General features: G+C 71.6%; 13 protein-coding genes. 6 read left to right on the forward strand and 7 right to left on the reverse strand.

What is annotated here, in order from left to right:
• Nucleotides 1-54: 54 nt before the first annotated feature.
• Nucleotides 55-1500: a glyceraldehyde-3-phosphate dehydrogenase gene (locus ACWC97_RS00720; RefSeq protein ID WP_352276638.1), complete on the forward strand. Its 1446-nt coding sequence runs from the start codon at nt 55-57 to the stop codon at nt 1498-1500.
• Between the two features lie 234 nt (nt 1501-1734).
• On the opposite strand, the gene ACWC97_RS00725 is transcribed toward ACWC97_RS00720, so the two are convergent.
• Together ACWC97_RS00725 and ACWC97_RS00730 are read right to left on the reverse strand one after the other, a co-directional pair.
• Nucleotides 1735-3402, reverse strand: coding sequence for an amidohydrolase (locus tag ACWC97_RS00725; RefSeq protein ID WP_450646571.1), 1668 nt, complete (start codon nt 3400-3402; stop codon nt 1735-1737).
• A 69-nt stretch (nt 3403-3471) separates the two neighbouring features.
• Nucleotides 3472-4887, reverse strand: coding sequence for a purine-cytosine permease family protein (locus tag ACWC97_RS00730; RefSeq protein WP_352276634.1), 1416 nt, complete (start codon nt 4885-4887; stop codon nt 3472-3474).
• Nucleotides 4888-5064: 177 nt separating this feature from the next.
• Here ACWC97_RS00730 and ACWC97_RS00735 point away from each other — a divergent pair, with 177 nt between their 5' ends.
• From ACWC97_RS00735 to ACWC97_RS00755, 5 genes are all read left to right on the forward strand, one after another.
• Entirely contained in the window at nt 5065-5670 is a 606-nt protein-coding gene (locus tag ACWC97_RS00735) for a TetR/AcrR family transcriptional regulator (protein ID WP_450646573.1), read from the forward strand.
• 71 nt (nt 5671-5741) lie between these two features.
• Nucleotides 5742-7163: an NAD(P)/FAD-dependent oxidoreductase gene (locus tag ACWC97_RS00740; RefSeq protein ID WP_450646575.1), complete on the forward strand. Its 1422-nt coding sequence runs from the start codon at nt 5742-5744 to the stop codon at nt 7161-7163.
• Between the two features lie 418 nt (nt 7164-7581).
• On the forward strand, nt 7582-7881 hold the full coding sequence (locus tag ACWC97_RS00745) for a hypothetical protein (RefSeq protein ID WP_352276630.1): 300 nt from the start codon (nt 7582-7584) through the stop codon (nt 7879-7881).
• A 60-nt stretch (nt 7882-7941) separates the two neighbouring features.
• Nucleotides 7942-9150 carry an MFS transporter gene (locus tag ACWC97_RS00750; protein WP_352276629.1) on the forward strand — a complete coding sequence of 403 codons (1209 nt, stop codon included), beginning with the start codon at nt 7942-7944 and terminating at the stop codon, nt 9148-9150.
• 64 nt (nt 9151-9214) lie between these two features.
• Complete coding sequence (locus ACWC97_RS00755) at nt 9215-10093, forward strand: NmrA family NAD(P)-binding protein (protein WP_450646577.1); 879 nt, start codon at nt 9215-9217, stop codon at nt 10091-10093.
• 23 nt (nt 10094-10116) lie between these two features.
• Here the strand turns inward: ACWC97_RS00755 and ACWC97_RS00760 are convergent, their stop codons facing one another.
• From ACWC97_RS00760 to ACWC97_RS00780, 5 genes are all read right to left on the reverse strand, one after another.
• Entirely contained in the window at nt 10117-11271 is a 1155-nt protein-coding gene (locus ACWC97_RS00760; RefSeq protein ID WP_352276796.1) for a cytochrome P450, read from the reverse strand.
• Between the two features lie 125 nt (nt 11272-11396).
• Nucleotides 11397-12452 (reverse strand): MDR family NADP-dependent oxidoreductase, encoded by a 1056-nt coding sequence (locus ACWC97_RS00765; protein ID WP_450646579.1) that lies wholly within the window; start codon nt 12450-12452, stop codon nt 11397-11399.
• Nucleotides 12449-14197 carry a phytoene desaturase family protein gene (locus tag ACWC97_RS00770; RefSeq protein WP_352276625.1) on the reverse strand — a complete coding sequence of 583 codons (1749 nt, stop codon included), beginning with the start codon at nt 14195-14197 and terminating at the stop codon, nt 12449-12451. Before ACWC97_RS00770 ends, ACWC97_RS00765 begins: the two co-directional genes overlap by 4 nt.
• A complete protein-coding gene (locus tag ACWC97_RS00775) occupies nt 14194-15876 on the reverse strand; it encodes a phytoene desaturase family protein (RefSeq protein ID WP_385215680.1) in 1683 nt (560 codons plus the stop codon). The genes ACWC97_RS00770 and ACWC97_RS00775 overlap by 4 nt, the downstream gene beginning before the upstream one ends.
• Nucleotides 15866-25243 (reverse strand): non-ribosomal peptide synthetase/type I polyketide synthase, encoded by a 9378-nt coding sequence (locus tag ACWC97_RS00780; protein WP_450646582.1) that lies wholly within the window; start codon nt 25241-25243, stop codon nt 15866-15868. Before ACWC97_RS00780 ends, ACWC97_RS00775 begins: the two co-directional genes overlap by 11 nt.
• Between the last annotated feature and the right edge of the window lie 23 nt (nt 25244-25266).

The following is a 25266-nucleotide window of genomic DNA, read 5'->3' on the forward strand; positions in this document are numbered from 1 at the left end:
CCGTAGGACCATCGGGTTACCATATGAGCGCCGCCTAGCTCGAAAGATAAACCTGTGACTGTCAATGACGACTCGTTCACCAGCTGGAAGAACCGCGAGGAGATCGCGGAGTCGATGATCCCGGTCATCGGGAAACTGCACCGCGAGCGGGACGTAACGGTTCTGCTCCACAGCCGGTCCTTGGTCAACAAGTCGGTGGTCAGCATCCTGAAGACCCACCGGTTCGCCCGCCAGATCGCCGGCGAGGAGCTGTCGGTCACCGACACGCTGCCGTTCCTCCAGGCCCTCACCACGCTCGACCTCGGTCCCTCCCAGATCGACATCGGGATGCTCGCCGCGACCTACGCCGCCGACGAGCGCGGCCTGTCGGTGGAGGAGTTCACCGCCGAGGCCGTCGCCGGGGCAACGGGCGCCAACAAGCTGGAGCGCGGCGAGGGACGCGACGTCGTCCTGTACGGTTTCGGCCGCATCGGCCGCCTCGTCGCCCGGCTGCTCATCGAGAAGGCCGGCTCCGGCAACGGACTGCGGCTGCGCGCCATCGTCGTCCGGGGCGGCGGTGACCAGGACATCGTGAAGCGTGCCTCGCTGCTGCGCCGCGACTCGATCCACGGCCAGTTCCAGGGCACGATCACCGTCGACGAGACGAAGAACACCATCGTCGCCAACGGCAACGAGATCAAGGTGATCTACGCCAACGACCCCTCCGAGATCGACTACACGGCGTACGGCATCAAGAACGCCATCCTCATCGACAACACCGGCAAGTGGCGCGACCGCGAGGGGCTCTCCCACCACCTGCGCCCCGGTATCGACAAGGTCGTCCTGACCGCCCCGGGCAAGGGCGACGTGCCCAACATCGTGCACGGCGTCAACCACGACACGATCAAGCCGGACGAGCGGATCCTGTCCTGCGCCTCCTGCACCACCAACGCGATCGTGCCGCCGCTGAAGGCGATGGCCGACGAGTACGGTGTGCTCCGCGGCCACGTGGAGACCGTCCACTCGTTCACCAACGACCAGAACCTGCTGGACAACTACCACAAGGCCGACCGCCGCGGCCGTTCCGCGCCGCTGAACATGGTCATCACCGAGACCGGTGCCGCCTCCGCGGTCGCCAAGGCGCTGCCCGAGCTGAAGGCGCCGATCACCGGCAGCTCGATCCGGGTCCCGGTGCCGGACGTCTCGATCGCGATCCTCAGCCTGCGGCTCGGCCGTGAGGCGAGCCGCGAGGAGGTCCTCGACTACCTCCGCAACGTGTCGCTGACCTCGCCGCTGAAGCGTCAGATCGACTTCGTCACCGCTCCCGACGCCGTGTCGAGCGACTTCATCGGCTCGCGTCACGCCTCGATCGTCGACGCCGGTGCCACCAAGGTCGACGGCGACAACGCGATCCTCTACCTCTGGTACGACAACGAGTTCGGCTACTCGTGCCAGGTGATCCGCGTCGTCCAGCACGTCTCCGGCGTGGAGTACCCGACGTTCCCCGCCCCGGCGGTCTGATCCCGGGCCCCGCGCCGAGGAGGGCGCCCCGGGCGAGCGGTTGCTCGCCCGGGGCGCCCTTCGCACGTCTCCGGACGGCCACCCCCGTGAGCGCTGTGGCGCGATGCCCGGGTGACCACCGAAACGCCCCTCCCCCGGTCGTCGCCGCGGGCCGGCGGACGGAAGGCACGACCGGCATCTGCACGCCCGCCTTCGCGGTGACGTCCCGGGCCCGCTGTGATCACGCCCGGGACGTCACCGGGCCGGTCGCAGGGAGTGCTCGACGACCCCGCCGACCACGACGGTCTCCGCGACCGTGCCGGGGATCTCCTCGGGGGCGACGCGGAGGATGTCGCGGGAGAGCACCACGAAGTCGGCGGCCTTGCCGACCGTCAGCGAACCGCGCTCCGCCTCCAGGAAGTTGGCGTACGCCGAACCCATGGTGTAGCCGTGCACGGCGGTCTCCACGCTGATCGTCTCCTGCGGCATCCAGGGCTCGCCCCCATGGAGCGGGCGCCGGGTGACGGCAGTGTGGATACCGATCATCGGATCCATCTCGGCGACGTTCCAGTCGCTGGAGAGGGCGAGCACCGCACCGGCGCGGTGCAGACTGCGCATCGGCCACGCCTTGTGCCAGCGCTCGGCGCCGACGTTCTCCGCCCAGTCCTTGCCCGGGCCCGCGACCTCCGGCGCGCTGTGGCGGGGCTGCATGCAGGCGACCACGCCCAGCTCGGCGAAGCGGGGGGTGTCCTCGGGGTCGAGGCATTCGACGTGGACGATCTGGTGGCGGGCGTCCCGCTCCCCGTTCACCGCGCGGGCGTGCGCCACGGCGTCCAGCACGGTGCGGATGCCCCGGTCCCCCGTGGCGTGGACGAAGCACTGGAAGCCGCGGGCGTCCAGCTTGGCCAACAGCCCGGCGAACTCCTCGGGCGGGTAGAAGGTGTCGCCCCGGTGATGGCGGCAGCCCGCGTACGGCTCCAGCAGGGCCGCGGTCCGCGGCTCCACCACGTCGTCGATGTAGAGCTTGAGCGGGGCGACCCGGATCCGGTCGTCGGCGTAGTGTCCGGCGGCGGCCGCGAAGTCGTCGAGGTCGGCGTCGGTGGTGCCGCGCGGGTGGAAGAGCGCGGCGACGACACGGGACCTGAGCCGCCCCTCGGCGCGGGCGCGCTCGAAGAGGGGGAGGTCGTCCAGCGAGTTCTGCGGCTCGACGACCGTGGTGATCCCGAAGCCGATGGCGTCGTCGAGGGACCTGGCGAGCCGTCCGTACTGCCGGTCCGGGGAGGCCCACGGCAGGCCCAGCTCCCGCAGCGCCCGGTGGCCGTCGCGGGAGAGGCCCCTGACCGCGAAGTCCTTGATGAAGCCGGTGGGTTCACCGGTGGCCGGGTCGGTGGCGGCCCGGCCGAAGGGCAGGTCGGTGTGGCCCCGGTCGATGCCGAGGCGGCGCAGGCCGGCCGTGTTCACCCAGGCGGTGTGCACGTCGTAGCTGAGCACGAAGGCCGGTACGTCGCCGGTGGCCGGGTCGAGGTCGGCGGCGGTGGGCATCCGGCCGTCCGGGACGGCCGAGTAGTCGAAGGCCTCCGCCTCGATCCACTCCGCGTCGGGGCGGGCCGTGTGCCAGGCACGGATGCGGTCGTGCACCTCGTCGAGGGTGCCGGCTCCGGAGAGCTGGACGCAGGCGTCGTCGGAACCGAGCCGGACATGGTTGTGGGCGTCGATGAAGCCGGGGAGCACGAGCTTTCCGCCGGCGTCGATCAGCCGGGTGTCCGGGCCGGTCCACGCCGACGCCTCGTCGTCGTCGGGGCCGAGCCAGGCGATACGGCCGTCGACCACCGCCATGGCCTGCGCCTCGGGTAGCTCCGGGTCGACGGTGTGGATGCGGGCGTTGCGCAGGACGAGCTGGGCGGGGGTGGCGGGGCTGGACATCTGAGGTGACTCCTTGTGGTGCGAGTGGTGCACGTGATGCGAGCAGCGCGGGTCGGTGTTCCGCGCCGGTCAGGCGGGTCCGTGGTGGGGTACGACGGTCCGGCGGGCGAGCGCCCAGTAGACGAGCCCGGAGACGACGGAGCCGAGCAGGGTCAGGTCGGCGCCGCCGAGCGGGGCGACCAGCGGCCCGGTCCACAGCTCGGAGTCGCAGGTCAGAGCGGCGAAGACCATCCCGATGAGCAGTGCGGCCATTCCGGCGGGGTGGTAGCCGGAGCGGTACCAGTAGGTGCCGTCCCGGCCGGTGTGCAGGGCGTCCGCGTCGTAGCGGCAGCGGCGCATCAGCATGTCCGCGAGGAACACACCGCCCCAGGGCGCGAACACGATGATGAGCAGGGACAGGAAGGACAGCAGCGAGCTGGTGAAGTCGGTGAGGAAGAGCGCGCAGAGTGAGCCGCCCGCGGTCACGGCGGCGCTGATGACGATGGCCCGGGAGCGGCTCCAGGGCACACCGAGCACCTGGAGGTTCAGGCTCGACGAGTAGAGCGTGACGATCGAGTTGGTGACCGAGCCGCCGAGCACCAGGGCCAGGAAGAGTGACTGGAACCACCCCGGCAGCAGCTTCTCCACACCCGCCACGGCATCGGTCATGTCCGTCCGGGTCGCCGCGGCCACCCCGGCCACGCCCAGGGCGACCGAGGAGACGAAGCCGCCGAGCGCTCCGTACCAGGTCAGCGACCGCATCGAGGTGGTCCTCGGCAGGTAGCGCGTGTAGTCGGCCGGCATCGGCACGTACGAGAACGGCCCGGCCAGCATCACGACGAAGGCCAGGCTCCACCCGGAGGCGCCCGGGTGGCCCGCCGCCCCGCCGGTGTGGGCACCCGGCAGCAGGAGCACCAGCATCACGGCGAACCCGGCGGCGAGGACGTACGCGATCCAGCGCTCGGCGAGCTGGACGGTGGCGTGCCCCCAGAGCGCGACGACGAAGGTGAGCGCCAGCGTGACCAGCAGGGCGAGGGCCCGGCCGGTGTTCCCGGAGGCCCACCCGAGATCGCTGAGGAACGCTTCGAGAGCGAGCGTGCCGACGACCGTGTTGAGGATGGTGTAGCCGATGCTGACCACCCAGTTGAGCATCCCGGCCGGCCAGTTGCCTCGGATCCCGAAGGGGGCCCGGGAGACGACCAGGGTGGCGGTGCCGGTGCGCACCCCGCTCAGCCCGGCGGCGCTGATGGCGAAGAACGCCAGACCGCCGATGACGACGACCCCCGTCGCCTGCCAGAAGGAGAGCCCGAAGGCGACGGCCAGGGCGCCGTTGATGACATAGGTGAAGGTCAGATTGGAGCCGAACCAGAGCCAGAACAGGTCCTTCGCGCTGCCGTGGCGGTCCGCGTCGGGGATCGGGTCGATGCCGTGCGTCTCGACCTGGAACGCCTGGTCGACGACGGCTCCCCCACCCGGTGCCCCCGCGGCTGTCTCCTGTTGCGCCATGCGACCTGCCCCTCATCCGTGCGTGGTCCGGGAGCACCGGATCAAGACTTTGAATGCCGTTCTAGGAATTAGAACGGCATTCAAGATGTGATCCTGGGTGCCCGTCAAGACCTCCGGGAAAACCGATGGCCTAAGGTCGGCAGCGGGATTCACCGCAGAGCAGTGACGGAGGGTGGCGTGGCAGTGACGGCGCGACGGCGCGACGGGCACCTGGCCCGGGAACGGATGCTGGAGGAGGCGATGACGGCCATCGCCGAGGACGGCCTGGCCTCCCTCACCATGTCGGCGCTGGCCAAGCGGCTCGGCACCAGCGGCGGCCACATCCTCTACTACTTCGGGAGCAAGGACCGGCTACTCCTGGAGGTGCTGAGCTGGAGCGAGAACACCCTCACCGAGGAGCGCCGGACACTGCTGGCCGGCCGGGCCGGCGCCGGGCGCAAGCTGGACCTCTTCCTCGAGCTGTACCTCCCGCGCGGACCGCGCGACCCGCGCTGGACGCTCTGGATCGAACTGTGGGCACGCACCGCGTCGAACGAACCGCTGCGACAGGCCCAGGCCGAGATCGACCGGGGCTGGCAGAAGGACCTCGAAACGCTCCTCGCCCAGGGCGTACGGCAGGGCCGCTTCGCCGCGGACCTCGATCCGTCGGCACGCGCCGACGAACTCCTCGCCCTGCTCGACGGGTTGAGCACCCGGGTGGTGCTCGGCCAACGGGGGGCCGACCGGGAGAGGGCGCTGCGGATGGCACGGTCGGCAGCCGAACGGCTGATCGAACGGGCCTGAGAACCGGGCGACTTCACGCCGCACACCCCGGGGATAGGGTGAGTCCGCAACACGGCGTGGAGGGGACCACATTGACACGGGTTGCGATTGTCGGCGGTGGCATGGGCGGCCTGGCCGCCGCACTGTTCCTGGGACGCCGGGGCCATCGGGTGACGCTGTTCGAACGGGACGACCATCGACCGGGACACGATCTCGACCGGGACTTCTTCCACTGGAACCGCCCCGGCGTCCCGCACGCGGTCCAGCCGCACGGCCTCCTGGCGCCGGTACGGACCGTGCTGCGCGCGGAAGCTCCGGACGTCTACCGCGCGACGCTGCGGCGAGGGGCCCGCGAGCACAACGAGCTCGACTGGTTCGACACACGTCCGCCCGCCCGCCCCGGCGACGACGACCTGGTGACGCTGCGGTCCCGGCGGATCGTCCTGGAGGCCGCCCTGCACGACGCGGTGGACCGCGAGCCGGGCATCGACGTACGGCTCGGGGAGGCGGCCGAGGGGCTGCTCCTCGACCGGAGGGGCGTGGTCCCGCAGGTCACGGGGGTGCGGTCCGGAGTACGGGAGTATCCGGCCGAGCTGGTGCTCGACGCCGCCGGGCGGCGGTCGCCGGTGCCCGGGTGGCTCGCCGGGGCGGGATGCCGGAACCCGGTCGTGGAGAACCACCGCGTGGGCATCGCGTACTTCTGCCGCTGGTACCGGCTGCGCCCGGACGGCCCACGCGACCCCGGGCGCGTCCGGGCCGGGTCGGTCACCCCCTTCGCGGTCGGCGGGGTCTTCCCGTCGGACAACGGTGTCCTCGCCGCCTCCCTGACGGTCTCCACCGCCGACCCGACCCGTACCGCGCTGCGCGACCCCGAGGTGTTCGAGCGGGCCGCCCTCACGTTCCCGGCCATCGCGGCCTGGCTGGCGCTGACGCCCGAGCCGCTCTCCGGGGTCCTGGCCATGGGCGGCCTGCACAACCGCTGGACCTCACTGAGCGACACCGACGGCCCCGTGGTCACCGGCCTGGTGGGGGTCGGGGACTCGGTCGCGTACACCAACCCCACGATGGGGCAGGGCGTGTCCATGGCGCTGTGGGCGGCGCAGTGGGTGGCCCACCACGCCGACGGGGCGAGCGACCCGGCCTCGTTCACCGCCGCATACCACCGCTGGACCCGGCGGACGCTGCGCCCGTGGTTCGACCGCCAGGTCGCGGCGGACCGGGCCGAGGCGGACCGGCTCGCGCACCCGGCTCGCACACCGTCCGGCCCCGCCACCCCGGCCGCCCGCGAACGTGCCGCCCTGGCCGCCTGCGCACTGGAGGACCCCCTGGTCATGCGGGCGCGGGCCCAGGTCCGCCATCTCGTCCTGACCGCCGATCAGGCGTACGGCACCGAGGAGGTACGCGCCCGGCTGGCGCACTGGCTGGACCAACACCCCGGCTTCACCCACTCGTTCGACGGCCCGACCCGCGCCGAATGGGAGGCGGTCACCCGCCGCCCGGCCCCCACCGCCTGACCTCGGACCGCCCGTCGTCCGCCGCCCTTCGTCCGCCGCTCGTCGGCCGCCGCCCGGCGGCGAACGGCGGGCGACAACTCGAATACCTTTCGCCCCATTTTTACACTGTTCTCACCCGTACGGGTGGTGTATCACTGGGTGTGGCCATATTGTCGATGCAGGAACAACGGCTGGAAGAAGGGCGACGCGCCCGACGACCGCCCCGGGCGGCGTGGGCCCGGGGCCAGGCAGCCGAGGAGCCGACATGCAAAAACACCAGCTCAGGACCGCTTTCACGCTGTGCGCCACCGCAGCGCTCGCCACGGCGATTTCCCTTCCGGCATCCGCTTCCGCCGCCGCTCCCCCATCCGCGGCGGCGACCGCCCCCTCGCACGAGACGGCCCGTGTAGTGGCCATCGACTGCTCTTCGAACCCGCAGGTGCGTCCGGGAGACTTCCTGCTCGCCTGCGGGGACGGCAACAACCGCCTCACCAACATCCACTGGTCGCACTGGGGACCGTCTTCCGCACTGGGGACGGCGCTCGACAACGTGAACGACTGTCAGCCGTACTGCGCGGCGGGCACGTTCCACGCGTACCCCGTCATCGTGCGGCTGGACGGTCCGGAGTCCTCCCGGGCCCGTCCCGATGTGCAGCGGTTCACGCGGATCACGCTCGTCTACACCGACGGCTCGCCCGCCGCCACCGGACGGGTCATGACGCAGCAGCTCTGGGACTGACCGCCCGACCGGGCGGCGCCGGATCCACGGCGCCGCCCGCCCCGGCCGTGAGGGGGATGTGTGAGCGTCCGTGGGTCCGCGTCGAAACCCCGGGGCCGGTGGCGCCCCGGCTATCCGGCGGCGGCCGCGGTCTTCGCGATCGGGATGGCCGGGACCACCCTGCCCACCCCGCTCTACGGCCTCTACCAGCAGCGCATCGGGTTCTCCGAGCTGACGGTGACCGTGGTGTTCGCCGTGTACGCCGTCGCGGTCATCACGGTTCTCCTCCTCGCGGGAAACCGATCCGACGTCGTCGGGCGCCGCCCGGTGCTGCTGTGCGCCATGGGCCTGTCCGCGGCGAGCTCCGGGTGCTTCCTGCTGGAGCACGGGCTGCCGCTGCTCTTCGCCGGACGACTGCTCTCCGGCTGCTCGGCCGGACTGCTGAGCGGCGCGGCGACGGCCGCCGTCATCGAACTGGCCGGCCCCGGGCGCCGGGCCCGCGCGGGCTTCGCCGCCACCGCGGCGAACATGGGAGGTCTGGGCTGCGGCCCGCTGCTCTCCGGGGTGCTCGCCCAGTACACGCCCTGGCCGCTGACCCTGCCGTTCTGGGTCCACCTCGGGCTGGTCGCGCTCGCCTGCGGGATCACCTGGCTGCTGCCGGAGACCGTCGACCGGCCCCGGCACCGCCCGCCGCCAAGACCGCAGGGGCTCTCCGTCCCGCCCGAGGTCAAGGGGGTCTTCCTGCCCGCCTCGCTGGCGGCCTTCGCGGGTTTCGCACTGCTCGGGCTGTTCACCGCGGTCGCGCCGAGCTTCGTCGCGCACACCCTTGAGGTGCACAACCTGGCCGTGGCGGGTGCCGTGGTCTTCTCCGTGTTCCTCGCCTCCACCGCCGGGCAGTCCCTGACCCGGCGGATCGGCGCGCGACGCGCGCTCCCGGCCGGCTGCGGTGTCCTCTTCGCCGGACTGCTGCTGGTCGCGTCGTCGCTGCTCGCCGCCTCGCTGCCGCTGCTCGTCCTGGGCGCCCTGACCGGCGGCACCGGCCAGGGGCTGGCCTTCCGGGCCGCCCTCGCCCTGATCAGCGACGCCGCCCCGGCCCGCCACCGCGGCGGCACCATCTCGGCGTTCTTCGTCGTCGCCTACGCCGGGATCTCCGTACCGGTGATCGGGGTGGGCGCCCTGGCCACCGGGCTCGGGCTCCGGCCGGCCGGTCTGATCTTCGCGGGGTGCGTGATGCTGCTGGCGGCGGGCGCGGGAACCTACGCCGCGCGCAGACTCCCCCGGGCCCCGTGACACCCCCACCGGGCGGAACCACCGCACGGTGGCGGACACGGCGGACTGCGGTCAGCATGGACGCATGCCACTCGATCAAGCAGACCTCATGCCCGTAGCCGTGCTCGGTGCGACCGGTGGCCAGGGCGGCGCGGTCGCCGCCGCCCTGCTGGAAGCGGGACGGCCGGTACGTGCCGTGGTGCGCGACCCGGCCGGCGGGCGGGCCCGTGCGCTGGCCGGGGCGGGGGCCGAGCTCGTACGGGGAGACCTGTCCGACCCGGCGTCGCTGGCCGCCGCCTTCCGGGGCGCGTCGGCCGCGTTCGCCGTCACCACCCCGTTCCAGGACGGGCTGGACGCCGAGGTCGCCCAGGGCGCGGCGATCGTGCGGGCCGCGGCGGAAGCCGCTCTCCCGCACCTGGTGATGGCGTCCGTCGCCAGCGCGGACCGCGACACGGGCGTACCGCACTTCGAGACCAAGGCGAAGACCGAGAAGCTGCTCGCCGCCTCGGGGCTGCCCGCGACGGTGGTCGCGCCCGCCTACTTCTACGACAACGCCCTGGGCGGCAGGGACCAGGTGGCCGCCGGCCTGCTCACCATGCCGCTCCCCGGTGACACCCCGCTCCAGCAGGTGGCCCGGCAGGACCTGGGCCGGGTCGTGGCCACGGTTGTCGCCGATCCGGAGCGCTGGATCGGGGAGCGGATCGAGGTGGCGGGCGACGATCCGACCCCGGTCCGGATGGCCGAGGAGATCGGGCGGGCGGCGGGCGGCACGGTCACCTTCCTCCAGTCGGCGCTGGAGGACCTCCGGGACGTCAACCCCGACATGTTCGCCATGTACCGCTTCTTCGAGAGCGGCGGCTACCGGATCGACATCCCGGCGCTGCGGGAACGTTTCCCGGACGTGCCCTGGACCTCCTACGCCGCGTGGGCGGGCGCCCAGGAGTGGCCGAAGCCCCGTGCCTGACGCCCGCCCCGCGGTCCGTGTCCCTACCAGGTCGCCTTGAGCTGCCGCGGGCTGCGGGAGGTGGAGCCGAGGTGCCATTCGACGGTGTCGGCCGGCTCCGCCAACCGCAGCCCCGGCAACCGGGCGGCGAGCCGGTGCAGGGCGAGCTGGAGCTCCAGCCGGGCCAGCCAGGCCCCCATGCAGTAGTGCACTCCGGCCCCGAACGACAGGGTGGGTGCCGGGAGCGGGGCGAAGAGGTCGTCCAGTTGCCGGGGGGCGAACACCTCGGGGTCGCGGTTGGCCGCCTGGCAGTCGGCGAGCACCACCGACCCGGCCGGAATCACCACCCCGCCCACCTCCGTGTCGACGACGGCATGGCGCGGCGACCCCTGGTCGTCACCGAGCGGGATCAGATGGAGCAGCCGCTCCGCCACGGCCCCGGTGGCCTCCTCGTCCGCTCCCAGCTTGGGCCAGACGTCCTGTCGCTCACCGAGCAGGTAGAGCAGTGAGTTGCTGAGCATCGTCATGGTGCTGTCATGACCGCCCACCACCAACCCGCAGACCAGATCGATGAGTTGTCCTTCCGGAACTCCGCCCTCCTCCTCGTCGGCGGCCATGACCAGCACACTGGTCAGGTCCTCGCCCGGCTCCTTCCGCCGCCGGGCCAGCAGTTCCGCGCCGAAGGCGGAGAACTCGGCGAGCACGGCGGCCGTTTCCTCCTCGGGGTGGGACCCGTCGGAGAAGGCGTACCGGCTCCAGTGGCGCAGCCGGTCCCGGACCTCGTCGTCGAGCCCCATCAGCCTGCTGATCACCGCGACGGGGAGCGGCAGGGTGAAGCCGGACACCAGGTCGGCAGGGCGCTCACCGGCCTCCAGATCGTCCAGGCACTGCTCGACGATCGTCTCGATCCAGGGCCGCCAGCGGGCGACGGCGCGCGGTGTGAAGGCACGGCGCATGGTGCGGCGGAGCCGGAGGTGGTCCTCCCCGTCCTGGTTGAAGATCAGGTCGAGACTGCTCACCAGGCCGGATTCGCCGGAGCGGGACGGGGCGTCCGCCGCGTGCAGCGCGGCGCGGCCGAACCTGCTGTCGGTCAGCACCTTGCGGACGTCGGCGTAGCGGGTCACCAGCCACGCCTCGCCGCCGTCCGGCAGTGCGACGGTCCGGGGCGGTCCGACCGGTGCGAACGTCAGCCGGTGCATCGGCGGGGCGGACGGGCCGGGGCTGACGCGGGCGTCGGCGGGGCAGGACACGGGACCTCCTGGTCTGCACGGATACGGCGGACTGCGGTAGGGGGCGGTTCGGGCGTGGTGGTTCGGTGGCGGGTTCAGAGCTCGACCAGGACTTTGCCCCGGCCGGTGCCCGTGCCCTGGTAGAGGCTCCGGTAGGCGTCCGGGATGTTCTCGAAGCCCTGGTGGAGCGTGTGCTCGCAGCGCACCTCGCCCCGCCTGATCAGGCCGCCCAGCTCGTCGTGGAGCGAGCGCCAGTTCTCCTCGGTGAACCATTCCAGCGAGAAGATTCCCCGCACATGGGCGCGCGGGAACATGATGTACGGCAGCAGCCGTGGGCCGGTGGCCTCGCGGCCCACCTGGGTGGACCACTGCCAGCAGACGGCCACCCGGCTGTCCACGTTGAGCATGGAGAAGACGGTGTCGGTGACGGTGCCGCCCAGATTGTCGAAGTACCTGTCGACGCCGTCCGGTGCGGCCCACTGCAGGGCGTCCCGGACCGCGTCGGGGTGGTCGCCGTGGCGGTAGAGGACGACCGCGTCGAAGCCCAGTTCGTCGAGGTAGTCCGCCTTCGCCGTCGAGGAGGTGGTGCCGACCACCCGGGCGCCGGCCCGCTTGGCCAGTTGGCCGACGAGCGAGCCGACCGGGCCGGAGGCGCCGCTGACCACGACGGTGTTCCCGGGGCTGACGGACAGGAACTTGGTCAGGGTGCCCCACGCGGTCATCCCCGGCCCGCCCATGGAGCTGAGCGCGGTCGGCAGCGGCAGCGCGTCGTCGTACCAGTCCGGGTCCAGACGGCGGAAGGCGGGGAAGACCATCGGGAACGTCCCGGTCTGCCAGGGCGTGGCCGCCCCGTTGCTGACGAGATGGGTGCGCCAGCCGCCGAATCCCTGGACCAGGTCCCCGGGCCGGTGGAGCGCTTCCGGGCCGGCGTCCAGCACTTCCATGATCGAGTCGGCTCCCATGTGCCCACCGAGCGGAGTGTCCAGCGCGATGCCCTGGAGGTAGGGGTCCACGGAAACGTAGCGTGTCCGCAGGAGCATCTCGTCCGGGGCCAGTCCGGTGTCCAGTTCCTCCTCGACCTGTCCGTAGATCCTCGCTACGTCGGGCACGCCCTCGACGTGTTCGCGAACCACCCACTTCTTGGCCTTCATCCCGTTCCCCTTCGCTCGACGAGAGCCGGTCGGCCCTCCGTGACGGGCCGTGGCACCGGCCGGGGACCCACCTCGATGATCCGGTGGGTCGGCGGTGGACCGTTGTCGTCGACGGACGCGGTGAAAGCACGTCCGTCGTCGCGGCAGATGAACTGCATGACGTGCCGGCCGGCCGCCGCCGCGCGGATCAGACCGCCGGTGGTCGCCCAAACGCCGGACTGGTAGAAGTTGCGCAGACCCGGCAGGCCGGGGCCGTGTTTCTTGATGAGGGTCTCCAGCGTTTCCCCGCTCTCGACGAAGGGCTGCCAGCCGAGCACCGTGCCGTCGTAGTTGCCGGTGTAGCGGACCTGGGTGAGCGGGCTGGACACGTCGCGTACGGCGATCGCGTCCGAGATGCCCGGGTGCTGTCGTTCCAGGAAGGCCACGAGCGTCTCGCGGGCCCGGCGCTTGGCCGCGTAGTAGCCCTTGCCGTGGCGAACCGGAAGGGTGTGCAGTTCCTGGCCGCCCCGCTTGCGGGTCACCTGCTCGGGGCCCTCGTCCAGGGCACGCCAGGGGGCGATGTCGCAGAAGTAGGTGACGTAGGCGACGCTCGTCCCGGCCGGGGAGAGTTCCGGATAGTGCCGGTTGCGGAACTGGACGTTGATGCTGGGATGCCGTATGCCGGTGAGTCCCGCCGCCTCCTTCTCGTCGAGGAGGTAGGTGGTGCAGGGGTCGGCGTCGGGGAACTCGCGGCGCAGGCCGAGGAAGAGCGTGAAGTAACCGGGGAACACCATGCCGGGCTGTTCGATGGTGCGGGTGTAGAGGCGGTGGTAGTCCTCGTTGAGGTAACGGCCCTTCAGCAGGTCCATCATCGTGGTGCGCCCGTCGCAGGCCGACACGATGATGTCGGCACGCAGTTCGCGTCCGTCGCTGAGCCGCACCCCGACCGCCCGGTCGTCCTCGACCAGGATCTCCTCGACCTTGACGTTGTACGTCACCTCGCCGCCGAGCCGCCGGTAGCGCTGCTCGATCGACTCGGCCAGTCCCAGCGAGCCCCCTTCGGGGACGCCGGCGGAGAGGTTGGCGTGCGAGGCGAGCTGGAAGTGGAACGGCAGGACGGGAAAGGCCGGGTGCTTCTCGTACAGGATGAAGTTGAACGCCTCACGCAGCAGGGGGTCCTTGAACCGCGCCGAGTAGTCGGTCATCAGGACGCTGATGGATTTGCGTACGACGTTGAAGTACGGGATGAAGGAGGCCAGCATGCGCCAGCGCTCCATCGGGGGCATCAGCCCGACCGGCCTGAGGAACGGATAGACGGCGAGACAGCGCCTGAAGGCCCGCAGCTGCTTGCAGAAGTTCTTGATCAGCGCGGAGTCCGCGGGTGAGAGCTCGGTGAGATGGGCCTGGAGCCGGTCCGGGTCGGAGTAGAAGTACACCGCCCGCCCGCACGTGCCGCGGACGACGTTGAACACGTCGAAGTGCCGGATCTCCTTGCCCTGGAGCGCTCCGAGCTCCAGCCAGATCTGGTGCATCTCGTTGCCGGGGCCGCTGCCCAGCAGCCAGCTGACGCAGGGATCCAGCCGGAAGTCGCCGCGGTCCCAGGCCGTGCAGCAGCCGCCGGGCAGCTCGTGCATCTCCAGCACATGGGTCCGGTACCCGTTCATCCGGGCGTAACAGCCGGTGGAAAGACCGCCCAGACCTGCGCCGATGATGATCATCGACTGTCGTTCGGAACGCGGCACGTTCGTGCTCTCCTCGGTTTTCATGTCCGGGTGTCACCACGCATGGACCATTTGTCGAGCTGGGGCAGTCGGCCCAGCTTTCCGGGGTGCCAGGGCTCGGTGCCCCGGCTCTCGGACGCGGTGAACCCGACCCCGAGTTCGTCGCAGAGGTACTGGACGACGAAGCGTCCGGTGGATGCGGCGCGGATCAGGCCGCCCATGCCGACCCACTGTCCGGCCATCGAGAATCCGCTCAGCCCGGGCAGCCGCATACGGTCCTTGCCGACCAGCTTGGCCGAGATGTCGTCGGCCTCGGAGAACGCCTTCCAGGCCAGGATGGAGCCGTCGTGGTTTCCGGTGTAGCGGCGGGTCGTGGCCGGAGAGGCGACGTCGACCAGGTCGATGCGCTCGCCCATTCCCGGCATCGTGCGTTCGAGGAACTCCTCGACGAACCGCGCGACCTGCTGCTTCTTCGCGCGGTACGCCTTGCGGTCCGCGGCGCGCAGCGCCTTCCAGTAGCCGAAGTCGCTGAAGTAGGTGCAGTGGATCACTGACTTTCCCGGTGGGGCGAAGCCGTCGGAGTAGTGGGAGCGCAGCTGGACGACGATGCTGTTCTGCAGGGCGCCGGGCAGCCGCTCGGCGTCCTCGGGCTGGAGCAGGTAGGTGGTGCTGTGGGCCCGGTCGCCGTCCAGTTCGCCCCGGATGCCGACGAACGCGGAGACCACCGCGGGGAACAGGGTTCCGGGGCGGTCGAGCAGTTCGTCGTAGAGCTTGTCGATCCGGGGACCGGTGAACCGGCCCTCCAGCAGCCCGTGGATCGTGGTGTGGCCGTCGCAGGCGGAGACGACGTGGTCGGCGAAGTAGCGCCGGCCGTTGCGCAGCTCGATCCCGATGGCGCGGCCGTCCTCGACGAGGATGCGCTCGACGCGCGCCCGGTAGTCGATCCGGCCGCCGAGCGAGGTGTAGCGCTCCTCGATGGACCGGGACAGGCCCAGTGAACCCCCTTGGGGGAAACCGGCGTTCCGGTGGTGGGCGCCCGCCATGTTGAACAGGTACGGCAGGAGCGGGAAGCCCTCCGGGTCCTGGAAGAAGATGTTGCGGAACGCCCGGCGGAGCAGCGGATCCTGGAACCGGTCGGCGAAGGTGTGCATCGGGGTCGCCGCCGTGCGCCAGAAGAGCCGGAACGCGGGCAGGACGGTCCGCATCAGCGCCGCCCGCTCCCGTACGGTCCGCAGCGCGGGGGCCGTGAGGAAGGGGTAGAGCTCGATACGGGTGAACCGGCGCAGGTCCCGGCAGAAGGTCCGGATCAGCCGGGCGTCGGCGGGCGAGAGCTCCATCAGATGACGTTCGAGGCGGTCCGGGTCGTTGTAGAACGTCACGGAGCGCCCGGTCTCGTCGACGACCCGGTTGAACATCTCGAAGTTGGTGATGGTCTTGCCGTCGAGGGCCCCCAGTTCGCGCCACACCTGGTTGGCCTCGTTGCCCTCGGCGGTGCCGATCAGCCATTCGATGCAGTAGTCGAAGATGTAGCCCTCGCGCGACCAGGCGGTGCAGCAGCCGCCGGGCAGTACGTGCTTCTCGAAGATGCGGGAGTTCATCCCGTTCATCTGGGCGTAGCACCCGGTGGACATGCCCGCGACGCCGGCGCCGATCACGATGACCCGGGGCCTTCCGTCCGCCGCCCGGTCCCGGGTGCTCCACTCGTCCTCCACCTCAGCGGGCATCCGCGCCGCCCTCCCGGAGGATGTCGCGCACCAGGTCGGCGTTGCGCGCCACGTGCTTGGCGTCGAGCATGTCGGCGTGGACGCCGGAGCCGCGCAGCACGGCCGTGCCCGTGGTGGAGCTGCCGTGCCAGGTGCCGGTCTCGTCCGCCGCGTAGAGCGCCGTCTTCTCCTGGTCGGTGATCACGCTGACCGTCGCGGACACCGTTCCCAGGTTCGGGGTGCGTCCGCAGAAGGCCAGGTACTCGGTGGCGTGGTCCATGGTTTCGCGGGCCACGGCGTCCGATCCGGTGTGCTTGCGCAGGTGCTCGGAGAGTTCCGCCTCGAAGAATTCGAGGTGCTCCGGTCCGGGTTCGTACGCTTCGACGATGCGGTGCGAGTCCAGGACGACCACATGGGCGACCTCGCGGCCCCGGCCTTCCAGCTCCTTGGCCACCTCGAAGGCGAGGTTGCCGCCGAGCGAGTAGCCGAGGAGCAGGCACCTGCCGGTGGGCTGGTCCGCCTCGACCAGGTCGGCGTAGCGGGCGACCTTGTCCGTGCCGGGGACGTAGTTGAACGCGATCATCCGGTACTCCGGCATTCTCGTGGAGAACTCCCGGTAGACGAGGCCGTGGCCGCCGGCCGGCGGGAAGCAGAACACGGTCCGTTCCTGGTCGCTGTTGAAGGCGAGGTAGGGCAGGTCCTCGAAGACCGATCCGGTGGCGAGGCGCTCCACGGAAGCGGCCATGCCGTGCAGGGTCGTCACGCGGTAGAGCAGGCTGACGGGGATGCCGACGCCGTACTCCTTGCGGAGCCGGTGGATCAGTTCGATCAGCTTGATGGAGCTGCCGCCGGCCTCGAAGAACTCATGGGTGAGGCCGACCTGTTCGAGGCCGAGGAGTTCCTTCCAGTGCCGGGCCATGCTCACCTCGAAGGGTGTGCGGGGCTTCTCCTCGGGCTGGTCCTCCAGGTCGAACCGGGGCATCGGCAGGGCGGTGGGGTCGACCTTGCCGTTGGCGGTGAGCGGCAGCCGCGGCACGGTGACGAAGTGTGCCGGGACCATGTAGCCGGGGAGCTGGTCCGCGAGGTGGCGCCGGAGCGCGCGCCGGTCCGGGTTCGCACCCTCGACCGGTACGCAGTAGGCGCAGAGCACGTCCTCGCCCCGGGCGTCCTGGCGTACGGTGACGACCGCGCGGGCCAGCTCGGGCCGCTGCGCGAGGTGCGCCTCGATCTCGCCGAGCTCGATCCGGTGTCCGCGCAGCTTGATCTGGTCGTCGGCCCGGCCGAGCAGGTGGATCCGCCCGTCCGCGTCCCAGCGCGCCGCGTCACCGCTGCGGTAGAGGCGTACGGGGCTCGCGCCCGGTTCCCGGCTGAGGGTGCGGGTGACGAAGCGGCTGTCGGTCAGTTCGGGGTCGCCCGCGTAGCCGAGGGCCACGCCTTCGCCGCCGATCCACAGCTCGCCGGGGACGCCGGGCGGGACCGGTTCGCCGTGCGCGTCGAGCACATGGAGCGTGCTGTTGCTCAGCGGCCGTCCGATCGGCACCATCCGGCCGGGCTCCAGGTCGTCGAGCGGCCCTTCGAAGCAGGCGCTGTCGATGGTCGCCTCGGTGACACCGTAGGAGTTGATCAGGCGGGTGCCGGGACCGCACAGTTCGTGGAGCCTGCGGTACTCCGCCACCTTCCACACGTCGGAGCCGACGATCAGCAGGCGCATGAAGTCCAGCCGCAGCGAACGGCGTTCGCAGTGCTCCATGACGCCGCGCACGACCGCGGGCACGAACTCCGCGCAGTCGACACGCTCCTCGCGCATCGTGGCGTACAGGCGCTCGGTGTCGAAGAGCAGGTCGCGGTCGACGAGGACCAGGTTTCCGCCGGAGCAGAGCGCGCGGACCACGTCCCCGGTGAAGACGTCGAACGACGGGGCGGCCATCTGGAGGTGGACGCGGACGTCGCGGTCCAGCCGGTACTCCTGGAGCCAGGCCCCGTACGCCGAGGCGAGGTTGCGGTGGCTGACCCGCACGGCCTTGGGGAGGCCGGTCGAGCCGGAGGTGTGGATGACGTACGCGGGCGCGTCGGGGTCCACCGGGCCTCCGGGGCCGTCCGCCGGGGCCGCTTCGTGCAGCTCCCGCAGGGTCAGCGTCCGGGCCGGGAGTTCCGCCAGCCGGTCGCGGCCGGCGTCGTCGGCGGTGAGCACCAGGACCGCTTCCGCGGTACGTACCGCGTGGGCGACCCGGTCGGCCGGGTGGTCGGCCGGGATCGGGAGGTAGGCGCCGCCGGCCCTGAGGACCGCGAGGAGCTCGACGAGGAGTTCGGGCGACTTGTCGAGGCAGAGCGCCACCACCGATCCGGCACCGACCCCGAGCCCGCGCAGCCGCCGGGCGGACGCCTCGGACCTGCGGTCCAGTTCCGCGTAGGTCATCCGGCGGGCCGCGCCCCGGGGTGCCGGGGAGGTGATCGCCACGGCGTCGGGGCGGCGGGCGGCGGTCTCGGCGATCAGCTGGTGCACGGGGCGGAATCCGGCCGCACCGTCCTTCCCGGCCGGCGGCAGGGCGAGGTGCCCGGCACCGCTCCATTCGCCGATCAGCCGCTCGCGTTCCTCGCCGCCCAGCATCGACAGCCGGGAGACCGGCAGCCCGGCCGGGGATCCGGTCATGCTGTCGAGCAGCGCGGTGTAGTGGCGCGCCATCCGTCGCATGGTCTCGGGGAGGAACAGGTCGGTGTTGTACTTCAGGACGCAGTGGAAGCGGTGGTCGGCCTCGTCCTCGTACACGGACAGGGTCACATCGAACTGGCCTTCTTCTTCGGGGAGTTCGATGTACTCCAGGCGGTAGCCGTACTTCTCGGTGGCGACCTTGTGGGTGAGCAGGATGAACATGGCCTGGAAGACCGCGGAGCGGCTGGGGTCGTGCTGGAGTCCCAGCTTGTCGACCAGCAGGACGAACGGGTACTCCTGGTTGTCCAGGCCGCCCAGCACGGTCGCCCGGACCTCTTGCAGCAGCCGGCCGACGGAGGGGTCGTCGGACAGGTCGGCGTGGAGCGGCAGGGGGTTGACGAAGTAGCCGTAGACGGAGGCGAACTCCTGCTCGGTGCGGCCCGTCACCGGGCTCCCGACGATCACCTGGTCCTGGCCCGAGTAGCGCTGGAGCAGCACGTAGTAGGCGCTGAGGAGGACCATGAACGGGGTCACGTCGTGCTCACGGGCCAGGGTGTGCACCCGGGCGGTGAGCCCGGTGTCCAGGACGAAGAACTCCGAGGCTCCGTTGTGCGTCTGCACGGCGGGTCGGGGCTTGTCGACGGGGAGTTCCAAGGTGGGGACCTCGGCCGGCAGGTGGGTGCGCCAGTAGTCGAACATGCGCGGTGCGGCGGGTCCGGCCAGGAAGCGGTTCTGCGCGTTGAGGAAGTCCAGGTAGCGGGCGGTGACCGGCGGCAGCGAAGGAGCCTGCCCCTGGCGCAGCCCTTCGTAGACCGCGAGGAGTTCCTCGATGAAGGTGAAGGTGGAGATCGCGTCGGAGACGATGTGGTGCACCGCCTTCATGATCACCCAGCGGTCCTCGCCGCGCTTGAAGAGCCGGAAGCGGAAGAGCGGGTCGCTTTCCAGGTCGTACGGCTTGCGGTACTCGGCGACGATGGTGCGGTGGATCTCCTCCCACTCCTGGCCCTGTACGTCGAAGAAGGCCACGTCGGCGTCGGCCTCCGGCGAGATCTGCTGGAGCGGGACGCCGTCGACCGTGAGGAAGTTGGTCCGCAGCGCGGGGTGCCGTGCCACCATGCAGCGCACGGCCTCGAACATGAGGTCGGGGTCGAGGGCTACCCGGACCTCGACGGCGCCGCCGATGTTGTAGGCGTAGCCCTCCGGGTTGAGCTGCCGGAGGAACCACAGGGCCTTCTGGTTCTGCGTCAGCGGGTGACGGAGCTCGTCCTCGAACACCTCGACGGCGTCCTGGTCGGCGCCTCCGGCCTGGTGGGCGACCAACTCGGCCAGAGCGTCGTGGAGCTGGGTGATCAGTTCGGCCACGGGGGTACCGCTCAGCAGGGCCACCACGGGCGGGGCGACCCCGAGCTCGGAGCTGAGCCGGGCGCGCAGCTCCATGGCCAGGAGCGAGTCCAGTCCGAGTGCGTTCAGCCCGGCCAGCGGGTCGATCCGTTCGGGGCTGGTCCGCAGGACGGCCGCGGTCAGCTCGATGAACCGTCCGGTGACCAGGGTCACCCGTGCGGCGGGGTCGGCGTGGCGGAAGGCGTCGAGGACGCCCTCGCCGGGTCCGCCGGCCGCCCCGGCGGGGGCCGCCTCGGCCAGCTCGGAGACCAGCGCGGGCGGGGTCGCGTACCAGGCGAGGAAGACCGGCCAGTCGACGACCGTGGCGACGAGCAGCTGGGCGCGGTCCTGGCCGATGACGCGTTCCAGTACGGCCATGCCGACGTCGGGTGCGAGCGAGCTCATCCCGCGGTTGTGGAGGTAGTGGTCGACGAGCCCCAGCTCCTCGATCATGCCGGTGGCCCACGGCCCCCAGTCCACGCTCAGCCCCGGCAGTCCGAGGGTCCGGCGGTGCTGTGCCAGCGCGTCCAGGAACGCGTTGCCGGCGGCGTAGTTGGTCTGGCCGGCCGTGGTCAGCAGGGAGGCGATGGAGGCGAACAGGACGAAGTGGTCCAGCGGTTCGTCCCGCAGGTGGCGGTGGAGCAGATAGGCGCCGACGACCTTGGGGTCGTGGGCGGCCGCGAAGGTCCGGTGGTCCATGTCCTCGACGAGGGTGTCGCGGACCTGTCCGGCGAGGTGGAACACCCCGCGTACCGGGAGCGGGTCGGTGCGGCGGTGGGCGTCGAGCCAGGCGGTGAGCGCCGCTTCGTCGGTGATGTCGAGCGGTGCCAGGACGACCCGGGCCCCGAGTGCCTCCAGTTCCTTGACGAAGGCGGTGGCGCGGCCCACGGCGGTGTCCGGTTCCAGGGTCCGCCAGGCGGAGCGCTCGGGCAGCGTGGTGCGCCCGATCAGGATCAGGCTGCGCGCCCCGCGCCGTACGAGGGTGCGGCAGAGCAGTCGGCCGAGAGCGCCGAAGGCGCCGGTGACCAGGTAGTTGGCGTCGGTGCGCAGGCTCAGGGGCAGCGGGCGGGTGAGCTCCTGCGCCTGGCGGATCCGGCTGGTGAGGCGAGCCCCGCCGCGCAGCGCGACTTCCTCCTCGTCGTCGGTGAGGAACTCGCGCAGCAGCGTTCCGGCCTCGGCCAGTCGGCCCTCCTCGCTCCGCGGGGCCGGGCCCAGGTCGATCAGCTTGCCGGGGTGGGAGAGCAGTTCCTGGTGGCGGAGGACCCGTCCCACGCCCCAGGCGGGCGCTCCCAGCGGCTCCACGATGTCGCCCGGCCCGGTGTGCTGGGCGCCCCGGGTGACGATGTGCAGCCGGCCGGTCGCCTCGCGGCGCAGCAGGGCGCGGGCGAGCGCGATCAGCGAGTAGGAGCCGTTGTCGCCGTGGCGAACCAGGTCCTGCGGGGCTGCCTCGGCGAGCGGCGGCAGGTCGAGGCTCCACAGGTGGACGACGGTGCCGACGGGGCCGTCCGCGCCGAGTTCGGTGAAGAGGCGGTCCAGGTCGGCGTCGGCCCCGGGGTCGATGGTGAACGCGCGGCCGTCGTCGCTTCTTCTGTAGCTCTCCCCCGGGTGTACCAGGTGGAAGCGCCGGCCGTGCTCGGTGAGCAGGGTGCCCAGGGCGTCGGCGACACCCTGACGGTCCGCGAACAGCAGCCAGGAGCCGGTGGTGGGCAGGGGGGTGGTGGTGTCGTCGGTGGAGGGGCTGTCGGTCCATACGGTCTCGGCCAGCCAGGCATCGATGGTGCCGAGGCCGACCGCGGTGGACGCCTTCTCCACGTCGGCGGCGCGGAAGCCGTGGATGCCGCCGAGCGGCTCGCCGTCCTCGGTGTAGAGCTCCATGTCCCCGACGAGCTCGTCGCCGTCGTCGCGGGTCACGCGCGCGTGCACCCAGATCGGGCGGTCGCCGACCGGGGCGAGGCACAGCTCCTCGATCGACAGGGGGAGGCGGATTCCGGTGCCCTGGTCCGGACCGGCGGAGGCTCCCGCTTCGGGCAGTTGGGTGGCCAGCAGGGACTGGAAGCAGGCGTCGAGGAGCACCGGGTGGATGTGGTGTCCGGCGGCGTCGTCACCGATCGCGGCGGGCGGCCGGAGCCGGGCGAGGACTTCCCCGTGGCCGATCCACACTTCGTCGATGGCCCGGAACGCCGGGCCGTAGTGGTAGCCCTGCTCGGCGAGGGCCGTGTAGCAGTCCGCGCCGTCGAGCCGGCGCCGGGTGCGTGCCCGGAGCTCCTCGGTGTCGGCGCGGGGGCCGGCCGGGCGGGGCTGTCCGGAGCGGACCACGCCGGTGGCGTGCACCGCGCGGCCGCTCCCCTCCCCGGTGGCCGACGCGATGGTGAAGGCGGCGTTCTGCGAGGAGAGGGTCAGCGTCACGCCCCGGTCCTCGCCCTCGGGCAGGAACAGCGCCTTGCGGAACTCGATGTCCGTCAGGACGGCGTGGGTGCCGCCGGTGAGGGAGCGGACCGCCTGTGTGGCCATCTCCAGGTATCCCGCGGCCGGGAAGACCACGGTGGACTGGATGCGGTGGTCGTCGAGGTACGGCAGCCGTTCGGTGTCCAGCGTGGCGTGCCAGGTCGGTTCGGTGTCCGTGGTGCGACGGCCCAGCAGGGGGTGGTCGACGTGACCGAGGCGGATCTGGGCGACGGGGGCGGGCTCCGTCCAGTAGCGGTCACGCCGCCAGGGGTACCGGGGCAGGACGACCGGGCTGCCCGTGGAGTGCAGGGCGTTCCAGTCGACGGGGACGCCGAGGGTGTGCAGTTCCGCGAGCGAGGTGGCGAAGCGCTCGGCCTCGTTCTCCTGGCGTCGGATCGACGGAAGGGTCCGTGCGGCCGTGGCCCGGTCCTCCAGGCATTCGCGGATGGAGTGGCCGAGCACCGGGTGCGGGCCGATCTCCAGGAAGAGGCCGAACCCGTCGTCGGCGAGCCGGTCGACGGCCGAGCGGAAGCGGACGCGGTCGCGGACGTTCTTCCACCAGTAGTGTCCGTCGAGTTCGGTGCCGTGGGCCGTGCCCTCCTGCCCGGTCAGGTACAGCGGGACCGTGGCCGGGCGGGGGTCGATGCCCTCCAGCGAGGCCAGCAGTTCGTCCTTGATCGCCTCCATCCCGGCGCTGTGGTACGGGACCTGCACCGTGAGGAACTTGGCGAAGACCTGCTCGGCCCGGAGCTGATCGGCCAGTTCGGCCAGCGCGTCCCGGTCTCCGGCCAGGGTGACCGCGGAGGGGCTGTTGACGGCGGCGACCGAGACACGGTCGCCGAAGGGGGCGACCCTGGACTGTGCCTCCGCCTCGGGCAGGCTGACGGCGAGCATGGTGCCGGTGCCGGTCAGCTTCTGCTGGAGCCGGCTGCGGTGGATCACCACCTTGACCGCGTCCTCCAGGGTGTAGACGCCCGCTTCGTAGAAGGCGGCCACTTCCCCGGTGCTGTGGCCGACGACGGCGTCGGGCCGTACGCCGTAGTGGCGCCACATGGCGGCGAGGCCCACCTGGACGGCGAAGTTGGCGGTCTGCGCGAGCCAGGTCTCGGCCATCCGCGATTCCGCCTCGCCGGCCCGCATCTCCTCGATCAGGGACCAGCCCGCGAGCGCCCGGATGGCTTCGTCGCAACGGGTGACGGCCTCGCGGAACACGGCGTCGCCGTCGAGCAGCTGACGGCCCATGCCCCACCACTGCGGCCCCATGCCGGTGAAGACCCAGACCAGGCCGCGCTGGTCGGCCTCCATCTGCCTGCCCTCGACGACGGCGGGGTGCGGCTCGCCCCGGACGTGGGCGGCGAGCGCCTCGTCGAGTCCGGCCCGCGAGGAGTACACGACCGAGAGCCGTGACTCCAGGTGCTGGCGGCGGTGGGCCAGGGTGTGGCCGAGGTCGGACAGTTCGACCGCGGGGCCGTCGGTGCCCGCAAGCTCACGGCGGATGCCGGCCGCCAGCTCGGGCAGGGCCTCCGGGACCCGGGCCGTCAGCGGCAGGATGTTCCAGGCGCGCTCCTCGGGCGCGGGCCCGGCCGTGGTGCGGTCCGGCGCCTGCTCCAGCACGACGTGGGCGTTGGTGCCGCCGAAGCCGAACGAGTTCACCCCGGCCCGGGCCGGTCCCTCGTGCGCGGGCCAGGGGGTCGGCTCGGTCGGGATGCGGAACGGGGAGGCGGCCTGGTCGATGGCGGAGTTGAGCTGTTCCAGGTTGATGTGCGGCGGGATCATGCGGTGCTCGAGGCACAGCACGGCCTTGATCAGTCCGGCGATGCCCGCCGCCGACTCGGTGTGCCCGATGTTCGTCTTGACGGAGCCCACGTAGCAGGGCGCGTCGGGGCGACGGCCGACGGACAGGGCCCGGCTCAGCGCGTTCGCCTCGATCGGGTCGCCGACGGGAGTGGAGGTGCCGTGCGCCTCGACGTACTGGAGGTCGCCGGGGGCGATCCCGGCCTCGCCGCAGACGCGCCGGATGAGGGAGACCTGGGCGTCCGCGTTGGGCACGGTGATGCCGTTGGTCCGGCCGTCCTGGTTGACGCCCGCGCCGAGGACCACGGCGTGGATCGGGTCGCCGTCGCGCAGGGCGTCGTCGAGCCGCTTGAGTGCGACCAGGCCGACCCCCTCGGCCCGGACGTAGCCGTTGGCCCCGGCGTCGAAGGCGCGCGAGCGCCCGTCGGGCGAGAGGAAGCCGCCCTTGGTCTCGGCGATGGTGTACTGCGGGGCCATGTGCAGCAGCACCCCGCCGGCCAGCGCGAGGTCGGTCTCCCGGTTGTTGAGGCTCTGGCACGCGAGGTGCACCGCCACCAGCGAGGAGCTGCACGCGGTGTCGATCGAGAGACTGGGCCCGCGGAAGTCGAAGCAGTACGAGAGGCGGTTCGAGACCATCGTCATCATCGTGCCGGTGGCGGTGTGCGCGGCGAGCGACGAGAAGCCCAGGTCGGAGAATTGCAGGATCTTGTAGTCCAGCGTGAACGCTCCGACGAAGACCGCGGTGTTGCTGCCGGCGAGCTCCGCGGGCCGCTGGCCGCCGTCCTCCAGTGCCTCCCAGGCGACTTCGAGGAGCTTGCGCTGCTGCGGGTCCATGTGGTCGGCCTCGCGCGGGCTGATCCCGAAGAAGGCGGGGTCGAACTCGTCGAAGCCGTCGATGTATCCACCGCGGCCGCCCACCAGTCGGCCCGGCTTGTCCTTTCGTCTGCTGCCGAGGCTGCCGACGTCGTAGCGGTCGGCGGGCGTCGGTGTGATGCAGTCCTTGCCCGCCATGAGGTTCTGCCAGTAAGAGCGATGGTCCGACGCACCGCCGGGCAGTCGGCACCCAATGCCGATGATCGCTACCTTGTCGCTCACAGAGGCGCTGTTCACGTCGGGCAAGGTCGTACTCCTAGGTCGTGACG

The organism is Streptomyces sp. NPDC001108 (assembly GCF_053598535.1).